Below are 18,927 nucleotides of genomic sequence, written 5' to 3' on the forward strand. Positions count from 1 at the left end.
CTCAGTGCGCTGCTGCCTTTTTCGACTGGCGAGAGGCGAGCAGTCCGGTCAGGCCGAGTGCCGCGACCAGCCAGATCCCCAGAACGAGCAGGTGCGGTCCGGCGCCGTTGCCACTGAAGTAGATGACGGAGCGGATGGGCTCCATGGCTGCCGATCCGAGCCAGAACGAATGGATGTGCTGCCAGAATCCGGGCAGGAACGACACCGGAATGGCACCACCCGAACTCGGGAAGTTGATGAAAACGAGCACCGTCAGCACCGCGAAGATCGCGGCTTGGCCGAGCAGTCGATTGAGCAGGATGCTCACCGTACCGACGGTGAACGTGTAAACCATCGAGATTCCCAGCAGTTGCAGGATCTGGCCGAACGACGCCCCGAAGGCGTGCATGAAGATGCTGGTGATGCCGAAGGCTATGAGCGGGGTGAGTATCGCCGCACCGGCCAGGATCGAATACTGCTCTCGCAACCGCATTCTCGGCGCAACCTGACTGAGCACCGTGATGGTCAGGTAGCCACCGAGGGTGCAGACGATCAGGAAGTAGAAGAGTCCGACGGTCGAGGAGTCTCGCGCCGTGACAGGCGCCGAGTCGATCACCGTGACCTGCTGCCCCGTCTGCTCCGCAACCGAATGCGCCAAGCTGCTCACCACGGAAACCGTCGAGGCGCCCGCGCCGGTGGCGATATGTGCGGTCACGGTGTCACCGATCTCGATGGCGCCGATCGCATCGCGGTTGTCGATCCGAGAGAGTGCGTCGGCGGCGTTGGCTGTGGCAACGATGTCGAACTTGTCACCCGACGAAGCCTGGATTCCGTCGATCAGCGGGGCCGTGACGGACGGCGACCCGACCACCACGATCGGTGCCTGATTCGGCGTCGGCGAATGGAAGGCGCTGACGTAGCACAGGCAGAACATGATGACGAAGAACAACGGAAATGCGAGTCCACTGCCCACCATCTTCCAATTGGTCGGCGGATCGACAACTTCTTCGCTGGGTACTCGGACGTCGGTATCTGTCATATTCCACGCTCTCTTCACTAACCGCATCTAGCTGTCAACACCGTTGACAGACTCAACAGTCAACACCGTTGACACGTTATAGTCAACGCCGTTGACAACGCGGTCGGCGAGCGAGCACAGAGGTCGATGTCGTGACACCCACGAGGCACACGCCAGAGCAGGAGCAACCCTCGACATCCGAGGCGATTCGCGCGGCGGCGTTCCAACTGTTCGGCGAGCACGGGTTCGGCGGCACGTCAGTTCGCGCCATCGCCAAAGTTGCCGGAATCGATCCGGCCCTGGTCATCCGGCATTTCGGGTCCAAAGAAGCACTGTTCCTGGAAACCACGCCGGTTGCGGACTACTTCGAAGGCCAGTTCGACGGCCCACTCGACACCCTCGGTGAGCGAATCGCCGCCTTCGTCCTGGGCAAGGCCGACGCCCGGATGCTGTCGGTGTACACAGCGCTCATGCGAGCGTCGGACAGTGCACGCATCCGGGAGCGACTCCGAGACATGACCGGAGTATTCGCCACCAATCTCGCCGCTCGTCTAGACGGCGAAGACGCGTACACCCGCGCACTCCTGGTCTCCGCCCAGGTGTCCGGGCTGTTGAGCGTCCTCAGCGACGAAAGTATCCCCCAGTCCGCAGATCGCGACGAGTTGGCAAAACTCTACGGCCGGGCGATGCAGACGCTGATCGATCAGTACTGAGCGATGACCTCCTCGGCAAACCGCCGAACGGAGTCGAGTCGTCCCTGACGATCACCGGCGTCAACTCCGTAGCGATACCAGGGCAACACTCTGATTTCCGTGACTCCGAGAGTCTCGAGTTCGCGATATCCGTCCAGATCACGAACATCCGTCGGCGAGACGTTGACGCCGAAAGGAACATCGGCACGACCGTACTCGACCCGCAATTCCGTGAGACGATCGATGGCGCAGGCTAATTCGGCTTTGGTCGTGTTCACCGACATCCAACCGTCAGCCAGCCTGGCTGCACGGCGCAACCCCGGTTCGCTGTGCCCACCGATGTAGATCGGAACCGGAATCTCCGGAACAGGACTGATCATCAGAGCGTCGAAATCGTAGTGCTTGCCGTGGTATTCGACCCATTCCGGCCCACGTCCCGCACACACCGCCTTGATGATCTCGATGGCTTCGTCGGTACGCGCGCCGCGGGTGCGCATCTCGGTACCGGTGAAGGTGAATTCCTCGGGAATCCAGGACAAACCGACGCCGAGAGCGACGCGGTTCCTCGACATCACGGCCATGGTCGCGACCTGCTTGGCAGTCAACAGCGGATCGCGCAGTGGAAGTTTGAACACGTTGGTGTAGAACTGAATTCGCGATGTGACGGCCGCCATCGCCGCCATGGCAATGAACGGATCAGGCATCGGCGTCTCGGGCGCCCACATCCGCTTCCCGTCTGCAGTGTACGGGTACGGCGCCGACACCTGCTCCGGATAGAACACGGAATCCGGCATCGCGATTCCGTCGAACCCCACCTCTTCGGCGACCTGCGCCAACTCGCACAGTTCCAGGGCGTCGATCATCGCACCCGCCAAGGACCACTTCATCGTTCCACCGTTTCGCCGTTGGGCGAGATCCAAGCGCCGCCCAAGAACATGATGTCGGTGATGTTGCGAACGACGCCGTGAACGTTGCCGTCCCATGCGGTCAACACCGACGCCGGCCCCCAGATCACGTAAGGCACAGTCGCGTTGGCGTACTCCTGCACCTTGCTGATCGCCTCACGGACAGCATCGTCCGTCGATGCCGTCTGCACAGCTGTGATCATCGCGTCCATCTCCGGGTCCGCGAAGCCGGACGGGTTGTTCTTCGAATCACTGGCCATACTGTTGTACAAATTGAGGTACGGCGCTTCTTCTCCGACCGGAGCGCCACCTCTGGTCATGTCGAAATCGTGGTCCTTGTATACCCGTCGAACCAGATCGGTCACATCGGTCGCGTAGTCGATGGTGACGTCGAAACCGATCGCGTTCAGCGACGCCTGAACCGTCAGTGCCGTCGCCTGTTGGCTCGGCTCCGAGGTGGTGAGGTAGCGGAGTTTCCCGTCGTACCCGTCGGACTTCGCTTGATCGAGCAGCGCCTTTGCCTTCACCTGATCGAACGGAATGCCTGCTGTGTTGTCGTACCAACGTGACGTCTGCGGGACCAGTTCGGAACTGGCGGTGCCCAATCCGTTGTTCGCCCGGGTATTGACCGCCGCCGGATCCACCCCGTAGGCGATCGCCTGACGGACGCGAACATCGGCCCCGGGCTTGCCCTCACGGTTGTTGATCGTGCCGATCCCGTTCTGTCCGGTCGGACTGAGGTAACCCGAGTATCCGTCGTCGAGAGCTTGTTCGATCACGGCCTCGTCGCGGAGAATGTACGTCATGTCGATCTGGCCGCTCTTCAACGATTCGTACTGAGACTGCGCACCCGACGTGGGAACAAACCGCACTGTGTCCAGTGGAGGTTTACCGCCCTGATAATCCGTGCGTGCGGCGAGTACCAGTTCTTCGTGCGGGGCGAACTTGGCCAAGGTGAACGGACCCGCCCCGATCGGTGTGAACGCTCCCTCCCCGGTTCCTGGAACCGACCCTGCCTCTCCCCCGGAACTTCGCGCAACGATCATTCCGGGCCCGAGCGACAACAGCGCCGGGAATTGACGCCAGGGCCGCTCGAGCACGAATTCGACTGTGGTGGCGTCGGGCGTCTCGATCCGATCCACGATGTTGAGCCAGGTCTGCGATACATCACCCTTGCCTGCCACGAATCGATCGATACTCCACTTCACCGCTTCCGCGTCGAGCGGACTTCCGTCGCTGAAGGTGAGGCCGTCAGCCAAAGTGACGGTGTACGAGGTGAAGTCGCTGTTGTTCGACAGTGTCTTCGCGAGTTGTGGCACGAAGCTCCCGTTTGTGGAGTCGCTGCGTACCAGCGTGTCGTAAATCGCGGCCATTTCGGTTCCGCCGGTCGAACCGGCGGCTTGCGTTCTCGTGGGGTCCAACGAGGAAGGGAACGAATAGGACCCGAAGGTGAGAACACCGCCGTCGATCCGCTCCCCCACATCTGGGGCGCCCACAAAACCAGCTGCGCCACTACTGCTCGGTGAAGCCGATCCCGAGTTGTCCCCACTGCTCGACGCGCAACCGGCCAACATCAATGCACCGGCAAGCCCGAGCGCGACAAAGCGAGGGCCGAACCTAATCTTCCTGGTGTACATACGTTCCCAATCTCCGTCAGCGTGTCAGATCTTGACTACCTTCGACGTCGGGATCGGGTGCGAGTCCGCCTTGATCCAGCGCAGCGCCCATGTCCCCTCGGCATGCGAATCGGTGTCGATCCAGTTGCCATAACCCGGATCCTTCGCCGCCACGACGATTGTCATGGTGCCGTCGTCGTTGAGCTTCGCGGTGTGATTGTTGATGTAGATGTTCGTGCGGTTGTAGTCGAGGGACTCGACCCAGAAGTTCTGCAGCACGAAGTTGAAGTACTCGCAGTTCGGAACCTCGGTCTCGATGACCCACGCCTCGTCCTCGGCGAGCTTCCAGTAACCGTGGAAGTAGAAGATCGTCGGATCGCCGCCGGCGTCCTGGAAGTAGTCCTGTCCCCAGTCGAAGATCTCGTTGGTGTGCGGCTGGAATTTGCGCGACCATTCCAGGAAGGTCTCCGCCATCCCCTTCACGATCCCGACGGACTTGGTGAGGCGCTCGCCGATCTCTTCCGGAGTCAACGGGACGAACTCCCCGTCCGGGTTCAGGCATTCGATGGTCAGATCACCGATGACCTCGTTGCGCCGATCCTGGTGAGTTTGCCGAACGGAGATGAGGTTGCTGTCGGGCGCCAAAGGCAGCCAAGCGCCCTCATCGGGCTTGTCGACGCTCGCGATGAACTCGAAACGGCCGTTCTCGTCGACCTCGAGGTCGTGGATATGCAGATCGCCGGTCTGCAGCATGGTGCCGTCGATGTGGTACCGATTTACGCGCGAGCCGAAGGTGATCAGCGGGACGGTGCCTCGGGTGCCGATGATCCGGTAGTTGTACTTCCCGGAAATGTTGGCGCGCATGTAGACGTTGTCCGGGTTGTCGGCACCGATCTTCGTCATCATGTTCGGGTTCGGAGCCGACGAGAACTGCGGCCACCGCGGATCGGTGTACTCGACACAGTTGATCGTGCCGTACCGAAGCAACCGACTCAGGTAGCGGACGCCCTCGGCTTGAGTCAGCGGATCCTGAGGGACGATCTCGTCTTCCAGGACCTTTCCGACCTCGAGCAGATCTGCGCAGAACTTTTCCCAAACAGCATTCATGTGAATCTCCTTGTTTCGGTTGGGGCTTCGCCCTGTGCGCCTTTTTGGTAGTCGGCACTACCAAAAAGGCGCACAGGGCCGGAGGGCTTCAGGGTGTGGTGGCGAACTTCGCTTCGACGTCGGCAGCGCTCACGCCGAAATCCTCGAGCGAATAGCGATGCGACGGACGACGGTGCTCGGCAAGGCTGGCCTGATGCGACGCCTCCACCGCGGCGCGGGCGTCGTCTGTGAAGGGCAGGGCGAACTGTGCATAGATCTTCTCGACGGTGCCGACCGCATCGGCGATGAAGTCCTTGTAGTCGACGTCGATGAACTGATCGGGGTTGTAACGGCTACGGGCATTGTTGAAGTTCGCATTCCCTCGCGCCCACAACTCCAGTTGCGTGCGCCCGATGGCCGGACGATCGAAGGCCCTCGACATGTCGTGTCCGCCCTGCTCTACGAGGCTGAAGGTGGACGCCATCGATGTCAACGGGTCTCGGAAGGTCCGAACGAACAGTGCATCCGGATAGACCGACATGATCTCGTCGATCGCGAAGACATGGCTCGGGCTTTTGAGCACCCACCGTCTGTCCTGGTCGTGCAGCCCGATCAACTGCAGGTTCTTCTTGTGCCGCGCATATGTTTCGGTCCAGTCCTGCTCCGCCAGCCACCGGGTGTAACTCGGCACGTACGCCACCGTCTCGAACGCGGTCGAGAGCATCGTCTGCTGCAGCAGCCGCCAGCATTCCTCGACCTCTTCCGCCCCCATGAAATGAACCTTCATCAGGTCTGCCTCGTTACGCTGGCGAGCACGGTAGAAGGCGTCGGAGCGAACGTAATCTTCGTTCTCCGACCACGTGTCGCGCTCGGGGCGCGGCTGCGGCGTCTCGGCGAGCCACATCTCGGCGCCCTGATGCGCCGGGTCGGCACCGAGCAAACGGTGCAGCGCGGTGCTGCCGGTGCGGGTCAACCCGACCACGAAGATCGGGCGTTCGATCGGAACATCTACGTGCTCTGGATATTTCGCGAATCCGGCCTCACTGGTCAGGCGACCCGCGAGCGCTCCGACGATCATCTTGCGAGCGATCACCTTGCCGTGAGGAGTGAGGTCGGCCTCGTTCTGGAACGACTCGAGGAGAACTCGAAGTCCTTCGAGATAGCTTTCGCTGCCGAAGTTTTCGTACCCGGCCGCCTCGCGCGCAGCCTGGTGCAGGTCATCGATGGAACCGATGCCGTCGTAATCCTGTGTCATGGCTAGTCCTTGTATGAGTTGATCAGTGGTGCGTGTGACCGCAGTTGACGTCGAGACATTGCCCTGTGATGGCCCTCGCTGAATCGGACAGGAGGAAGACGACAGCGTTTGCGATGTCATCTGGCTCCGGCAATCGGCGCAGATCGGCGCCCGCTGCGATCTCGTCGTAGATCATCTTGGGGTCGACTCCTGCCGCCGCCGCCTTCTTCTCGAACATGTTCTTGACCGAGTCCGCCCAGATATAGCCGGGAGCAACCGAATTGACTCGAACGCCCTTGGGACCGAGATCGATCGACAAACTGCGTGCCATTGCCAGGAGCCCGGATTTCATGATGCGGTAGGCCCCGAACCCGGGAAGCTGGTTGCGCAACACCATGGACGTGACCATCACGACGGACCCGTGCGACTCGATCAATGCCGGAGCAAATTCTCTGGTGACGTTCAACGCCGCGAGCAAGTTGATGTCGATGCCCGACTGGATGGACACCACGTCGGCGTCCAGGAGCGGGACCTGCGCGGGTTGAACAAATGCGTTGTTCACCAAGCAATGCACCGCACCGAACTCAGCGACAGTTGTCTCCGCCAACGAAGCGATCGAATCGACGTCGGTGAGGTTCGTCGGGACGGCCAACGCGATTCCGCCGCGGTCTCGAATCTCCCTTGCCACCGATTCCAAGCGCTCGGGTGTGCGGGCAGCCAGAACAACCTTCGCTCCGGCCGCCGCACTCTGCAGCGCAATCGAACGACCCAGCGCCGGGCCCACTCCCGAGACGACGACAACCTTGCCTGCCAGCAGGCCCTGATGGGTCAGCACAGCGCCTGCGGATCGAGAACAACACTCAGGGAGATGATCTTGCCGTTCTCGTCGAACTCGAACACATCGGTGGCAGCGAAGTCAGGGATACCGGCGCGCTGCACCCGAAGCTGCATGGCTGCGTACTTTCCCGTCACCGAAATCGGACCGAGCAGGCTGACTGTGAAATCGACCTGCGCGTTCGCGGTATCGAATTCGCGAATCTCGTCGATTCCGCGGTAGGTCTGGACCCCCAGCGGTTCGTGTTGAACTGCGTCGAGCGCAAACAGCGCAACCAGTCCGTCGACGTCGTGACGTCCGAGACACTTGACGTAATCTTCTACGGCAGAAACTATTTCAGCCCTGTCAGGCATGGATGCTCCTCGTGTTCAGGCGGATCAAGAAATGGTTCCGCGGGCGCGGAGATGGTCGACGATCGCGATCGCAGCGTCCTCGGTCGTCGTGACACTGGTGTCGATGTGAATGTCAGGGTTCTGCGGCGGTTCGTACGGCGAATCGATTCCGGTGAAGTTCACCAACTCGCCCCGTCGAGCCTTCTTGTACAGCCCCTTGGGATCTCGCTCCTCTGCGACGGCAAGAGCGGTGTCGACGAAGATTTCGACGAACTGTTCGTCGCCGATCAATTCGCGGGCGGCATGACGCTCGGCCTCGAACGGTGAAATGAAGGACGCGAGCACGATCAGACCGGCGTCCGCCATCAGTCGGGTGACCTCGGTGACGCGACGGATGTTCTCGACGCGGTCGGCTTCGGTGAATCCGAGGTCTCGATTCAGCCCGTGACGGACGTTGTCTCCGTCGAGGAGGTAGGTGTGCGCGCCGAGTGCGTGTAGTTGACGCTCGACATCGTTCGCGATGGTCGACTTTCCCGAACCGGAGAGACCGGTGAACCACAGAACTGCGGGTTGGTGTCCCTTGAGCCTGGTGTGCGCGGCCTCGTCGACGTCCACGGATTGCCAGTGAATGTTGTCCGATCGACGCAGCGAGTGCGTGATCATGCCCGCACCGACAGTGCCGTTGGTAAGGCGGTCGATGAGGATGAAGCTACCGGTGTCACGGTTGCCGACGTACGGGTCGAACGGGACCGGTCGATCGAAACTGAGGTTGCAGACACCGATTTCGTTGAGCGCGAGAGTAGTCGTTGCGGTCTTCTCGAGAGTGTTGACGTTGATCTTGTGTTTCGGTTTGGTGATGCGCGCAGTGACTGTGACGGTACCGATCTGGCACAGGAACGGCCGTTCGGGCAGCATGGGAGCCTCACCCATCCAGACGATGCAGGCCTCGAACTGATCGGCTACGGCCGGCGGATTGTCGCCGATGGACAGCACATCACCGCGACTGATGTCGATCTCGTGGGCGAGCGTGATGGTGACCGAGCGGCCCGCACCGGCAACGTCGAGGTCGCCACCCATGGTCACGATGCGCTCGACTGTGGACGTCTTTCCACTGGGGAGCACGCGGATGGGATCTCCGGGAGATACGGTGCCGGAAACGATCTGGCCGGAGAATCCGCGGAAGTCGAGGTCCGGCCGGTTGACCCACTGCACCGGCATCCGGAACGGAGCCGCGGCGGCAGCATCGTCGATGTCCACGCTTTCGAGATGCTCGATCAGGCTTGGTCCGGAGTACCACGGGGTATTCGCACTGCGCTCGGTGAGATTGTCACCCATGTATGCCGACATCGGGATGGCGACGAACCCGTCCAGACCGATCTCGTGAGCGAACTCTGCATAATCCGCGGTAATGGCATCGAAGACCTCTTGCGAGTAGTCGACGAGGTCGAGTTTGTTCACGGCAAGCACCACGTGCTTGATCCCCAGCAACGACACCAGATACGAGTGCCGGCGGGTCTGGGTCAGTATCCCCTTGCGGGAATCGACAAGGATCACAGCAAGATCGGCGGTCGACGCGCCCGTCACCATGTTTCGGGTGTACTGCTCGTGCCCCGGAGTATCGGCGACGACGAACTTGCGTCGCTCGGTCGTGAAGTAGCGATAGGCGACGTCGATCGTGATGCCCTGCTCACGTTCGGCGGCGAGACCGTCGACCAGGAGCGCGAAATCGAGCCCCTCCCCCTGGGTTCCGCTCTTGCGCGAATCGGCTTCGAGCGCCGTCAACTGGTCGTCGAAGACGAGTTTCGATTCGTAGAGCAGACGGCCGATCAAGGTGCTCTTGCCGTCGTCGACGCTGCCGCACGTGATGAATCGCAGCATGCTCTTGTTTGCATGACGTTCGAGGTACGCCTCGATGTCGTCAGCGATCAGATCCGAGGAAACAGTCATCAGAAGTACCCCTCTTGCTTCTTCTTTTCCATCGACGCGCTGGAGTCGTGGTCGATGACCCGTCCCTGGCGTTCGGAAGTGGTGGTGAGCAACATTTCCGAGATGATCTCGGTCAGGCTCGTTGCGGTCGATTCGACGGCTCCGGTCAGCGGGTAGCAGCCGAGGGTGCGGAAACGAACGCTCTTGAGTTCCGGGGTCTCTCCCGGCAGTAACGGCATCCGGTCGTCGTCGACCATGATCAGCGCACCGTCCCGCTCGACGACGGGCCGCTTGTCGGCAAAATACAGCGGAACGATCGGAATCTCCTCCTGGCGTATGTATTCCCACACATCCAGCTCGGTCCAGTTCGAGAGAGGGAAGACGCGCAGGCTCTCGCCCGGCGCTTTGCGGACGTTGTACATCCGCCACAGTTCCGGTCGCTGCTGCTTGGGATCCCAACGGTGCGCAGCTGATCGGATCGAGAAGATGCGTTCCTTGGCGCGGGATTTTTCTTCGTCACGTCGGGCGCCGCCGAATGCAGCGTCGAACTTGTAGTGATCGAGGGCTTGTTTGAGGCCTTCGGTCTTCCACATATCGGTATGGACAGCGCTGCCGTGAGTGAACGGGTTGATCCCCTGCTTCACGCAGTCCGGGTTGGTATGGACGATCAGATCGAGATCGCCTGCAGCAGCGGTACTGTCACGAAGTTTGTACATTTCACGGAACTTCCACGTGGTATCGACGTGCAGAAGCGGAAACGGCAGCTTCGACGGATAGAAGGCCTTGCGCGCCAGATGCAGCATCACGGCGGAGTCCTTGCCCACCGAGTACAACATCACCGGGTTCTCGCTCTGGGCAACAGCTTCACGCATGATGTGAATGCTCTCGGCTTCGAGTCGTTCGAGGTGCGTCAGTGTCGCGGTCATCGGCCCAGTTCCTCCAGTGCTTTCGGGGCGAGTTCGGGTCGGCAGATCAGCAGATCCGGCAACCACGGGTTTTCCTGGTTGTAGCGCAGTTCGCTGCCATCGATACGCGAAACATGCAGTCCCGCAGCATGTGCGACAGCAACGGGCGCCGCCGAATCCCACTCGTACTGTCCGCCCGCATGTGCATAGATGTCTGCCTCACCCGAGACGACAGCCATTGCTTTGGCTCCGGCGGATCCCATTTCGATCAACTCCGCGCCCATCGAGTCGGCCATGCGCATGACCGGTTCCGGACGACGCGTCCGCGATACGACGACTCGAACCGGCGTCGCGGCATCCCGTTCGGTCCGATCATCGCTGCTCGAATAGGTGACGCCAAGGGCAGGCATTGCGACCGCACCGGTTGTGAGGACACCGTTTTCGGTCAGCGCAACATGAACGGCCCAGTCCGATCGTCCGGCCTCGCCGTACTCACGGGTGCCGTCGAGAGGGTCGACGATCCACACCCGATCCGCAGCCAGCCTCGCGAGGTCGTCAGCCCCTTCCTCCGACAGCACTGCATCCGCAGGAAAGCGTCGGGCAAGTTCGGCGACGATGAATTCGTGACTTAGCCGATCGGCCGCGTTCTTGAAAGTCGCGACATCACCGTCGTTTTCGCCGAGGGATTTCCGATGGTCGAGCAGAAGTTCTCCAGCTGCAGCGGCGATGTCGATCGCCGCGCGTTCATCGTTAGTGCGTGTCATAGGTACTCCACAACTGTGTAGACCTCCCGATCGATACGGGAAGAAAGGTCAGGCCGACCGCAGAGTGTCCAGCACTTTGCACTGGCCTCGATGTGGTCTGCGCCATACCGTAACACCAGAATGAACGATGTTCATTCTATTTCGAACAATGTTCATTCTATGATCTGAGTCACATCCAATTCTGGGCGGCGTTCGACAACGAACAGTGTTCGATGTGAATTGAGGATGCCGACCACCGCGACTACGGTGATCAAATGAGCAGTACCAGCAGCAAGTCGATCTACGGCGACGCCGAAGTGCGTCGACGCCGAACTCTCGACGCGGCGATCTCGCTTCTGGACGAAGGAGGCTACTCCGCGCTCACGATCCGCGCTGTCGCCAAACGAGCCGGCACCAGCACTGGCCTGATCTACCAGTACTTCGTCGACAAGCAGGACATCTTCGCCGCCCTCCTCAGCGAAAGTCAGCTGGAAATGGCGGACTTCGTGAACTCGCTCCCCCGCGAGCAGGGACTGAGCGCCTTACTCGAGTCCATGATTTCCGAGTTTGCTCGGCACTGGGCACGGGTGGGTCGACTCACCACCACTTGGCGCGACATCGAAGGCATGGCCGGGTCCGACCGAGAAAGCATGCGGGAACTTCACGCATCCGTAGCGGTCTACAACTCGGCATTGATTCGAGCGCTCACCGAATCTGCTGCAGCCGAAGGGAGCAGGTTGATCGACGACCCCGCGTTGATCCATCTCGTGCTCTCCGGACTCAAAGGCCTGTCGGACACCATCGTCATCAACATCGCCAAAGAAGTCACACCCGAGTACTTCGTGAGCTTCTCCGCCCGGGCGCTCGCGCGGTCCATCACGGAGTGACGGACCGACACCTTACGAACGAACGAGGCGAGCGATGGCCGCCTGAGCTTCCTTGATCTTGACGTCCGCTTCCGGACCACCCTGCTTGGCAGCTTCGACGACGCAACCCGCAAGGTGGGCGTCGAGAAGCTTCAGGGACACGGACTGCAACGCGCTCGTCGCGGCGGATACCTGGGTGAGCACGTCGATGCAGTACCGGTCGTCTGCGACCATGCGTGAAATTCCGGCTACCTGACCTTCGATACGACGAAGGCGCTTGAGCAGATCGTCCTGCTCGGGGCTGTAACTACTCATACCGCAACTATACCCCCTACCCGTATGAGGGCTACTGCGATGCGACGAAGCCCACCCGGACGCGGCGCACGACATCGATGGCCATCAGCCCCGCAACCAGAATCGACAACCCGGCGCCCGAGATCCAGAGACCGTCGTAGTGCGTGCTCTCGAACGGTGGAGCGCCCTCCAGTATCGGTCCGAAGTCGGACGTCGTCGTACCCGCTCGCCAGCACACGACCGCCAGAATCGTTGCGGCGACGATACCGAGTACACCGATCCACGTCTTCACGTCGACACGCGGGGATGGCTGTGGCTCAGTCATCGGCAGACCCGTCCGGTTCGACACCAACCACAACGACCTGACTCAACGCCTCGCGCAGTGCCTGATCGTCCTTTGCCCACGCCCGCACCAATCCCCCGGTGGTCAAACGTAAGCCGATACCGTGCCGACGCCTGGGCACTCCGGACAGCTCACCGAGCGCGCGTGCCGTTTCCCACGGTTCCATTTCGTCCTCGTAGGCAGCGTCGTCGGACTCCGGGAACACCTCGGCGATCTCGGTGATCGGCACCTCTTCGGTTCCCTGACGCAACGTGGTCGCGGTCAGAAGTACGCTCGCGTGCCGCCGTGCTGCGATCACCTGCACGTAGACCAATCCGGTGAGGATCACGGCGAACATCGCCAGACCGAACCAATGCACCACCGGGCCCGTGAACAGTTCGATGACCAAGGCGATCAGGCAGAAGATCGGACCGAACGCGATGGCCCACCACCGAGAACCCGGTTCGTAGTACAGAACGTCCGGGCCGATTTCCGGCGCGCGATCAGCCACGGGCAAACCAACTTCGGGTGGTGTCGCGGTAGATCGCGACGCAGGCAAAGATCAGCATGACGGGAACAACCAGCGCGAGCACGGTACTGATCCCGGCGACGACCAGCGCGATCTGCAGCACCGCGAACACTCCGGACACGATCACCAGGATCCGTCGGCACAACGCCCTTCCGGCGCGAGTGGGACCGGCGAGGCCGCCGATCGCGAGGCCGGTCAACAGCAGAACCAGCCCTGACACCCGCACGAAGGTGACGTAGATGTCGATGTTTCCGGCAGAAACGCCTTGATCGGTGAACTGCTCACGCAACGAATACGAAGCGCTGGTGACATTGATCAGGCCGAAGAGTATGAGCAGGAACGCGCTGGCGATCCACAGCCAGAATGCTGCCTCGACAGCCGTCGGGCGCCTGACCTTCGTAGAGATACTCACGGGTTCAAGTGTGCGCTATCCGCTGACGATGCCCGGAATCATGAGCATCAGGAGTGTCACCAGAACAGAGGCTCCGAGGATCGCGAACAAGATCACTTCGGTGCGTGAACCACGTTGGCGCAGTGGCGCGTCGTGGGTGCTTTCCGTACGCAGGGCTTCCTGAGAACTCATCGCGTCCGACCTCTCCCCTACTACTTCAGTGACCCGTTTCACAGTACCCCGAGCTACCTACCGGTTCCCCGCCGGGGGGAAACGAAGAAAGTACGGATTGGACTCTTTTCGGTGCATCATCACGATCGCCCCGACAGCAGCAACTGCCTGCAGGATTTCCGCTCCGCCGAACAGCAGAGTGGCCGCGCCGCCGTCTCCGCCGAGCCCGAAGATCACCGGGATCGCGGAGACCAGCATGAAGACGCCACAGAACGTCAGCAACATTCGAGCCCAGTTCCTGCCGCGACTCATCGCGCGCACGAACAGAAGGAACACCGCGGTGACGATCACGACCAAAACCGCAGAGAACACGATGACCAGTGGGAACATGCCCTCCACGTCGGAACGCGTCAGACCGGCGTCGACAGCTGCCTGATTTCTGAGCATCTCGTCGACGAACATCGACTTCTGCCCGAGCAGCATCCAGATCATCGCGCCGCCCTGGACCAACCCCAGCGCCGTCACAGCCCACCACAACTGAATCGCAGTCACGACGTCCGTCGGCGGCTCGGGTTTCGGCGCAGGTCCCGGGTATCCGTTGTAACCGGGGCCGTATCCCGGGATCTGACCCGTCGGCATCGGTCCGAGTTCGCGGTACGGCTGATTCTCGAACGGCTGGTTCTCGTAGGGAGGTTCCCGGCGGGGCGGTTCCTGGCGCGACGGCGGCCACTGCTCGGTCATGACACCAGCGTATCGGTCGATACCGGCGCAGCCACCATGCGTGACTCCGTCACAGCCATCCGGCAACTTCCGACGCCCAGTACGTGAGGACCACGTCGGCACCGGCGCGGCGAATGCTGATGAGCGATTCGAGAATCGCCGCGTCCCGATCGATCCACCCGTTCTGCGCGGCCGCAGTGATCATCGAGTACTCCCCCGAGATCTGGTACGCAGCGACCGGAACCGGGGACCGGTCGGCGGTCTCACGCAGAATGTCCAGGTAGGACATTGCAGGCTTGACCATCACCATGTCGGCGCCCTCGGCGACGTCGAGGTCTACCTCGCGCATCGACTCGCGGCGATTGGCGCCGTCCTGCTGATACGTACGACGGTCGCCTTGCAGTGAGGATCCGACGGCTTCACGGAACGGCCCGTAGAACGCTGACGCATATTTCGCGGCATAGGCGAGCTGGCCGACATCGACATACCCCGAAGCATCGAGTGCACCACGGATCGCAGCCACCTGACCGTCCATCATGCCGCTGGGGCCGAGCAGGTGCGCACCCGATTCAGCTTGCGCGAGAGCCATTTCTACGTATCGGATCAAGGTCGCGTCGTTGTCGACAGCGCCGCCGGCAGTCAACACGCCGCAGTGGCCGTGATCGGTGAACTCGTCGAGGCAGGTATCGGCCATGATGACCGTCGAATCGCCGAGTTCGTCTGCCAGAGCGCGCAATCCGACGTTGAGGATGCCGTCGGGATCGGAGGCACCGGACCCCTGGGGATCCTTGTCCTCCGCCTTCGGGACACCGAACAGCATCAGGCCACCGACGCCGGCTTCCACCGCTTCCACCGCTGCGGACCGCAGCGAATCGAGGGTGTGCTGGAAAACGCCTGGCATGGAACTGATCTCACGCGGTGCGTCGATGCCGTCGGCGACGAACATCGGCAAAACGAGGTGCCGGGGTTCGAGCGAGGTCTCTGCCACGAGTCGCCGGAGCGCAGGAGTGCGCCGGAGCCGGCGAGGGCGATGAGTAGGAAACACGAGAAGTAGCCCTCCTTCGTCGGAACCTGTGAGCGGTTGAGGAGTCCACAGACTCCTCAACCCCTCACGGGTGCGCTAGCGCCTTCGAGACTTCTTGCGCGGGGGCGGCAAAGCACCTTCGGCGCGCAGACGAGCAGCATGCTCGGCGAGAGCCTCCACCAGCGGTCCCACCTGCGAGGTCTCGGGCTGCACGTCGACGCGCAGACCGAACTCGATAGCGGTTTCGGCCGTCTTCGGGCCGATGCACGCGACCAACGTGCGGGCGTGCGGCTTGCCGGCGATGCCGACGAGGTTGCGCACGGTCGAGGACGAGGTGAAGCAGACGGCGTCGAATCCACCGGTCTTGATCATCTCGCGGGTCTCGGCCGGCGGCGGCGCTGCCCGGACGGTGCGGTAGGCGGTGACGTCGTCGATCTCCCAACCGCGTTCGCGCAGGCCCTCTGCGAGGGTTTCGGTCGCAATGTCCGCCCGCGGCAACAGAACCCGGTTGACCGGATCGAAAACGTCGTCGTACGGGGCGAATTCGGCCAACAGGCCTTCGCTGGACTGCTCACCGGTCGGGATCAGCTCGGGGTTGATGCCGAACGAGCGCACCTTGGCTGCGGTTGCTTCACCGATGCAGGCGATCTTCACACCGGAGAAGGCGCGAGCGTCGAGGCCGAACTCTTCGAACTTCTCCCATACTGCGCGAACAGCATTGGTGGAAGTGAAGACGACCCACTGGTAGCGACCGTCGACGAGTCCCTTGACCGAACGCTCCATCTGAGCCGGGCTGCGAGGCGGCTCGACGGCGATGGTCGGAACCTCGATCGGGATCGCTCCGTGAGTGACCAGACGGTCGCTCATCTCGCCGGCCTGATCCTTGGTGCGCGGCACGAGGACGGTCCAGCCGTACAGAGCGCGCGATTCCCACCACGACATCTTGTTGCGCTGCGCGACAACCTTGCCGACGGTGACGATGAGCGAGCCCACCAGTTCGGATCCGGCTTCGTTGAGCGTCGCGAGAGTTGCCTCGACGGTTCGCTGCTGACGAGTGGTACCGCGGACGGTGATCGCAGCAGGCGTCTGCGGGGCCAAGCCGTTCTCGACCAGCGCGCTGGCGGTCTCGGCGAGATGTCCGGACGTCGCGTGCAGGACAAGCGGTCCCGGTGCAGCGGCCAGAGCAGCCCAGTCGACTTCACCGCGAACGTCGGCCTCGGTGTGACCCGAGCCGAGCGCCATGCCGGCGTAGCTCGGCACAGCCGAACCGGAAGGCAGACCCGGGAGAACCTCGAACTGAACCTGCGTACGGGCGACTGCGGTGACCTCTGCGATCACGGAATCCGTGGTCAGCGGGTCGCCGGAGACCAGACGCACGACGTCGTGGCCGTTCTTGGCCTCGTGCACCAATGTCTTTGCAACCTCGGCAGGCTCGCCGAGTGCCGGACGCACGTCCGCGATCAGCTCGCCGGTCTCCTCGTCGCGGCCCATGTCGATGCCGACGAGTGCGACGACGCCCTTGTCGACATCCGGATCGGTGAATGCCATTGCGGCGCCGGTGAGGACGTCACGTGCGCGAACGGTGAGCAGGGCGGGGTCGCCCGGTCCCGATCCCACGAACAGGATCCGTCCGGGAGTGTTCTTTCGGACTCGGGTCATCGGTGATTCTCCAGTGCGCTGTATCGAAATGGGAACTTGGTGCAAGTGCAAAGTGGGGCGTCAAACATCGGCTGCCTCGCCTGTAGTCACGTTCATCAACTCTCGGGCGCCGAGTTCGAGTAACTCGCGCGCTACCGCTCGGCCGAGTTCCTCGGCCTTGTCCGGCGCACCCACTGCGCCGGTACGGATGACGTCCGAACCGTCGATGGCGGCTGCGCAGCCGCGTACCGACAGTTCGTCGAAGATTCTGCCGTCGTCGTCGAGGGATTCGACGATCTCCGCGATCGCTCCCACCGGAGCGGTGCAGCCGGCTTCCAACTCGGCGAGCAGGGCGCGCTCGGCAGTAACTGCCGCCCGGGTACCCGCGTCGTCGTGCTCGGCTAGGATCGCCGCCAATTCCACATTGGCAGAAAGGCATTCGACGGCCAGAGCACCCTGCGCCGGAGCGGGGAGCATCTGCACGGGCTCGATGTTCTCGGTGATGAGATCGAGCAGACCGATACGAGACAGGCCGGCGCGAGCGAGGATCACGGCGTCGAGTTCACCGGATTCGACCTTGCCGAGACGGCGCTGCAGGTTGCCCCGCAACGGCACGATGTCGAGGCCGAGACCGAGTGCCTTCAGCTGCGAAACACGGCGCGGCGCCGAGGTTCCCACCTTGGAACCGGCCGGAAGCTCCCCGAGGACCAGACCGTCACGGGCGACCAGCGCGTCACGCGGATCTTCGCGTGGCGGAATCGCCGCGATGACGAAACGCGGGTCCTGCGCGGTCGGTAAGTCCTTGTAGGAATGCACCGCAACGTCGACGCGGTTGTCCAGCAAGGCTTCTCGAAGCTCTGCTGTGAACACTCCGACGCCGATCTTCTGGACGGGATCGGTGGACTGGTCGCCCTTGGTCTTGATGATGACCAACTCGGCGGGATGTCCGGCCGCAATGAGGGCATCGCGCACGGTACCGGCTTGCGTGGTCGCGAGAAGACTTCCGCGAGTGCCGATCCGCAGCGGGCTCCCCGATCGAGGGGTGGTGACGCTCATGCCTGCAGGTCCCTTCCAGTGCGGTCGCCGTCCACCAGATCGGTGGGTGTGGCCACGGCCGCGGGAGATCCGGGGCTGAGTTCGAAGAGTTCGCGCAGCGCTGCTGCGTAGGAGTCGCCGCCGGGGGCCGACGCCAGTTGCTTGACGCGCACGGTCGGGGCGTGGAGCAGCTTGTCCACGACGCGTCGCACGGTGCGTGCAACCTCGTCGCGCTGCGGATCGTCCAGGCCGGGCAGACGCGAATCGAGTCGCATCAGTTCGGCTTCGACGACGTCGGCGGCGCGCTGACGCAAAGCCGTCACGGTCGGAGTGACCTCCGCGAGGCGCTGTCCGGCAAGGTAGGTCGCAAGCTCGCCGGCGACGATGGTGCGTGCGGCATCTGCGTCAGAGGCGGCGGCGCCTGCCGCTGGATCACGCTGCAGCGTCTCCATGTCGAGAACGGTCACACCCGGCAGGCCGGCGACGGCGGGATCGATGTCGCGCGGCAGCCCGAGGTCGCAGATGACGAGGTGCTTGGTGTTGTCGCGATCGGGCTCGGCGAGTGCGCGGTGCACATCCGCCAGGGTGACCACTGCCCCGACCGCGCCGGTACAGGTGACCATGACATCTGCCTGCGCCATCGCGGCCGAAAGCTGATCGAAGGCA

At 62.4% G+C, this 18,927-nt stretch carries 22 protein-coding genes; 2 read left to right on the forward strand and 20 right to left on the reverse strand.

Annotated features, from left to right (window positions below):
* Position 1: 1 nt before the first annotated feature.
* Positions 2-1,018, reverse strand: a complete 1,017-nt coding sequence (locus tag QM609_RS25660) for an ABC transporter permease (RefSeq protein WP_054187827.1) — start codon at positions 1,016-1,018, stop codon at positions 2-4.
* A gap of 131 nt (positions 1,019-1,149) precedes the next feature.
* Between QM609_RS25660 and QM609_RS25665 the strand changes: the two genes are divergently transcribed.
* Positions 1,150-1,710, forward strand: a complete 561-nt coding sequence (locus QM609_RS25665) for a TetR/AcrR family transcriptional regulator (RefSeq protein ID WP_054187828.1) — start codon at positions 1,150-1,152, stop codon at positions 1,708-1,710.
* On the opposite strand, the gene QM609_RS25670 is transcribed toward QM609_RS25665, so the two are convergent.
* The 9 genes from QM609_RS25670 to QM609_RS25710 all read right to left on the reverse strand — a co-directional run bounded on the left by QM609_RS25670 (position 1,701) and on the right by QM609_RS25710 (position 11,292).
* On the reverse strand, positions 1,701-2,576 hold the full coding sequence (locus tag QM609_RS25670; protein ID WP_054187829.1) for a TIGR03619 family F420-dependent LLM class oxidoreductase: 876 nt from the start codon (positions 2,574-2,576) through the stop codon (positions 1,701-1,703). The genes QM609_RS25665 and QM609_RS25670 overlap by 10 nt on opposite strands.
* Positions 2,573-4,231: an ABC transporter substrate-binding protein gene (locus QM609_RS25675; RefSeq protein ID WP_054187830.1), complete on the reverse strand. Its 1,659-nt coding sequence runs from the start codon at positions 4,229-4,231 to the stop codon at positions 2,573-2,575. The genes QM609_RS25670 and QM609_RS25675 overlap by 4 nt, the downstream gene beginning before the upstream one ends.
* A 24-nt stretch (positions 4,232-4,255) precedes the next feature.
* Complete coding sequence (locus tag QM609_RS25680; RefSeq protein WP_003941882.1) at positions 4,256-5,317, reverse strand: DUF1214 domain-containing protein; 1,062 nt, start codon at positions 5,315-5,317, stop codon at positions 4,256-4,258.
* 88 nt (positions 5,318-5,405) lie between these two features.
* Positions 5,406-6,551 carry a sulfotransferase family protein gene (locus QM609_RS25685; protein ID WP_047268892.1) on the reverse strand — a complete coding sequence of 382 codons (1,146 nt, stop codon included), beginning with the start codon at positions 6,549-6,551 and terminating at the stop codon, positions 5,406-5,408.
* A 22-nt stretch (positions 6,552-6,573) separates the two neighbouring features.
* The gene (locus QM609_RS25690; RefSeq protein WP_054187831.1) at positions 6,574-7,365 is read right to left on the reverse strand and encodes an SDR family oxidoreductase; all 792 of its coding nucleotides are present in this window, start codon (positions 7,363-7,365) and stop codon (positions 6,574-6,576) included.
* Positions 7,359-7,718 carry a nuclear transport factor 2 family protein gene (locus QM609_RS25695; RefSeq protein WP_042925649.1) on the reverse strand — a complete coding sequence of 120 codons (360 nt, stop codon included), beginning with the start codon at positions 7,716-7,718 and terminating at the stop codon, positions 7,359-7,361. The genes QM609_RS25690 and QM609_RS25695 overlap by 7 nt, the downstream gene beginning before the upstream one ends.
* A gap of 24 nt (positions 7,719-7,742) precedes the next feature.
* Complete coding sequence (cysN, locus tag QM609_RS25700) at positions 7,743-9,644, reverse strand: sulfate adenylyltransferase subunit CysN (protein WP_054187832.1); 1,902 nt, start codon at positions 9,642-9,644, stop codon at positions 7,743-7,745.
* Positions 9,644-10,549, reverse strand: coding sequence for a sulfate adenylyltransferase subunit CysD (gene cysD / locus QM609_RS25705; protein ID WP_019744365.1), 906 nt, complete (start codon positions 10,547-10,549; stop codon positions 9,644-9,646). The genes cysN and cysD overlap by 1 nt, the downstream gene beginning before the upstream one ends.
* Positions 10,546-11,292 (reverse strand): 3'(2'),5'-bisphosphate nucleotidase CysQ, encoded by a 747-nt coding sequence (locus QM609_RS25710; protein WP_042453014.1) that lies wholly within the window; start codon positions 11,290-11,292, stop codon positions 10,546-10,548. Before QM609_RS25710 ends, cysD begins: the two co-directional genes overlap by 4 nt.
* A gap of 254 nt (positions 11,293-11,546) precedes the next feature.
* On the opposite strand from QM609_RS25710, the gene QM609_RS25715 reads away from it, so the two are divergent.
* The gene (locus QM609_RS25715; RefSeq protein ID WP_003942004.1) at positions 11,547-12,158 is read left to right on the forward strand and encodes a TetR/AcrR family transcriptional regulator; all 612 of its coding nucleotides are present in this window, start codon (positions 11,547-11,549) and stop codon (positions 12,156-12,158) included.
* 12 nt (positions 12,159-12,170) lie between these two features.
* Here the strand turns inward: QM609_RS25715 and QM609_RS25720 are convergent, their stop codons facing one another.
* From QM609_RS25720 to QM609_RS25765, 10 genes are all read right to left on the reverse strand, one after another.
* On the reverse strand, positions 12,171-12,452 hold the full coding sequence (locus QM609_RS25720) for a metal-sensitive transcriptional regulator (protein ID WP_003942012.1): 282 nt from the start codon (positions 12,450-12,452) through the stop codon (positions 12,171-12,173).
* Positions 12,453-12,483: 31 nt separating this feature from the next.
* Positions 12,484-12,756, reverse strand: a complete 273-nt coding sequence (locus QM609_RS25725; protein ID WP_007735305.1) for a hypothetical protein — start codon at positions 12,754-12,756, stop codon at positions 12,484-12,486.
* Positions 12,749-13,264: a transport-regulating membrane protein Mce1N gene (gene mce1N / locus QM609_RS25730; protein ID WP_003941872.1), complete on the reverse strand. Its 516-nt coding sequence runs from the start codon at positions 13,262-13,264 to the stop codon at positions 12,749-12,751. Before mce1N ends, QM609_RS25725 begins: the two co-directional genes overlap by 8 nt.
* The gene (locus tag QM609_RS25735) at positions 13,257-13,694 is read right to left on the reverse strand and encodes a hypothetical protein (RefSeq protein ID WP_054187833.1); all 438 of its coding nucleotides are present in this window, start codon (positions 13,692-13,694) and stop codon (positions 13,257-13,259) included. Before QM609_RS25735 ends, mce1N begins: the two co-directional genes overlap by 8 nt.
* A 15-nt stretch (positions 13,695-13,709) precedes the next feature.
* Entirely contained in the window at positions 13,710-13,865 is a 156-nt protein-coding gene (locus tag QM609_RS25740; RefSeq protein ID WP_003941930.1) for a hypothetical protein, read from the reverse strand.
* A gap of 57 nt (positions 13,866-13,922) precedes the next feature.
* On the reverse strand, positions 13,923-14,585 hold the full coding sequence (locus tag QM609_RS25745; RefSeq protein ID WP_007735307.1) for a hypothetical protein: 663 nt from the start codon (positions 14,583-14,585) through the stop codon (positions 13,923-13,925).
* A 49-nt stretch (positions 14,586-14,634) separates the two neighbouring features.
* Entirely contained in the window at positions 14,635-15,609 is a 975-nt protein-coding gene (hemB, locus tag QM609_RS25750; protein WP_007735309.1) for a porphobilinogen synthase, read from the reverse strand.
* A 75-nt stretch (positions 15,610-15,684) separates the two neighbouring features.
* Positions 15,685-17,247 (reverse strand): bifunctional uroporphyrinogen-III C-methyltransferase/uroporphyrinogen-III synthase, encoded by a 1,563-nt coding sequence (locus QM609_RS25755; protein WP_003941969.1) that lies wholly within the window; start codon positions 17,245-17,247, stop codon positions 15,685-15,687.
* Positions 17,248-17,307: 60 nt separating this feature from the next.
* Entirely contained in the window at positions 17,308-18,282 is a 975-nt protein-coding gene (gene hemC, locus QM609_RS25760; RefSeq protein ID WP_007735311.1) for a hydroxymethylbilane synthase, read from the reverse strand.
* Positions 18,279-18,927 (reverse strand): glutamyl-tRNA reductase (locus QM609_RS25765; RefSeq protein ID WP_502942724.1); only part of this gene is annotated, 649 nt, incomplete at its 5' end. The genes hemC and QM609_RS25765, both read right to left, overlap by 4 nt.

Source organism: Rhodococcus sp. IEGM 1302 (assembly GCF_030056935.1).
In the GTDB taxonomy this organism is placed as follows: Bacteria; Actinomycetota; Actinomycetes; order Mycobacteriales; family Mycobacteriaceae; genus Rhodococcus_F; species Rhodococcus_F qingshengii.